The organism is Glycocaulis sp., assembly GCF_052168375.1.
Taxonomy (GTDB): domain Bacteria; phylum Pseudomonadota; class Alphaproteobacteria; order Caulobacterales; family Maricaulaceae; genus Glycocaulis.
The window spans coordinates 1-1,563 of record NZ_JBQLZR010000074.1; the positions used below are offsets into that span (position 1 = coordinate 1).

The window sequence follows — 1,563 nt, forward strand, 5'->3', positions numbered from 1 at the left end:
CGTGGGTTCTTGGCGCAGCCGTGACCGTGGTCGTGGGCGTTGCCGGCTATCAGGGCTGGCAGGCCTGGCAGGACAGCGTCGCGGCGGAGGCCTCTGCCGAGTTCGTCGCTGCACGCGCGCTGGAAGATGCCGGTGACACGCAAGGCGCGCAGGCCGCGTACGAGGCGATGGTTGCCGAAGGCCCGCGCGGCTACGCCACGCTCGCCCTTCTCCATCAGGCCGCTCTTGCCCGCGAGAGCGGGGACAATGAGGCGGCGGCGCAGCTATACGAACAGGCAGGCCAGCGCTCTCCTGTCGAGCTGATCCGCGACCTGGCCCGCTATCAGGCGGCGGTGGCCGGGTTTGACGGACTGTCCAGTGATGATCTGGCCGTGCGCCTCGATCCGCTGGTCTCTGGCGGGGGTGGATTTTCGCTTCTCTCGCGTGAGCTCATTGGCGCTGCCGCGCTGCGAGACGAGCGCTGGGAAGAGGCGCGCACCCAGTACCAGTTCATCCAGCTTTCCCTCGATGCCTCCCAGGCGATGCGGGAACGTGCCCGCGATGCCCTTTCGGTGATCCTCGCCAACGCACCGGCGGACGTCGTGGAAGAGGATGTAGTGGCGGAAGACTTGCCCGAAGCCGCGGACGAACAATCGCAAGAGACACCTGCCCCGGCGGATGAGCCGTCCGAGGATGCTGCCGAAACGGTGGCCGAGGAAGAGGAAGCTGGCGAATGACCCCCACGTTTCGCATCGCGCTGATCGCGGCCCTTGCTGGCAGCTTCGTTCTTGCAGGCTGCAATGCCGGTGAGCGTTTGGCCCAGATGAACCCGTTTTCCGGTCAGGAGCGCGACGATCCCAACGCCCCGCCGCGCGACCAGCGCGTGCCGGTGCTGGCGATTGGCGAAAGCCTCGAGGCCGATGGCGAAACCCGCGTCACCCTGCCGCCTGCCTATGTGAATGACCGCTGGCCCCAGCCGGACGGCTTCCCGACCCATTCCATGCAGCACACGCAGGCCAGTGGCAGCCTGCAACGCCTCTGGCGGGCCGATATCGGTGCCGGTTCCAACCGGGACCGCCGCATCAATGCGCGTCCTGTCGTGCTCGACGGCACGGTCTATACCGTCGATGGTGAAGGCCGCGTCACGGCTACCAATGCCGAAACCGGCGAGCGCCGCTGGCAGGTGCGCCTGCAACCGGCTGAATCCGGTCAAGGTGGCGGCATTCCGCTTCCTCTGCCCTTTATCGGCCGTGAAGGCGGCGGGCCGGACCGCTTCGCGTTCGGCGGCGGCATCGCGGTTGATGGGGGACGGGTCTATGTCCATACGGGACGGCGCTTCCTGGCGGCTCTCAACGCCTCCAATGGCGAGGAAATCTGGCGCGAGACGTCGCTGACCCCGCTGATTGCGGCGCCGACCGTTGCCGATGGCCGCGTCTATTCCATCACGCACGAAAACGAGCTGATGGCGTTTGATGCGTCGACGGGCAGCGTCCAGTGGACCCACCGCGCCATCGCCGATTCCGCCCGCCTTCTGACCGCGCCCAGCGTGGCCGTACAGGGCGACGTGATCGTGGCACCGTTCAG

Annotated in this window: 2 protein-coding genes; both read left to right on the forward strand. The window is 67.4% G+C overall.

The annotated features are described in order from the left end of the window. A partial coding sequence (locus ACTS2Z_RS02895) for a tetratricopeptide repeat protein (RefSeq protein ID WP_442571729.1) occupies positions 1-716 on the forward strand: 716 nt, incomplete at its 5' end. Next, on the forward strand, positions 713-1,563 hold an 851-nt coding region (locus ACTS2Z_RS02900; RefSeq protein ID WP_442571730.1), incomplete at its 3' end, for an outer membrane protein assembly factor BamB family protein. The genes ACTS2Z_RS02895 and ACTS2Z_RS02900, both read left to right, overlap by 4 nt.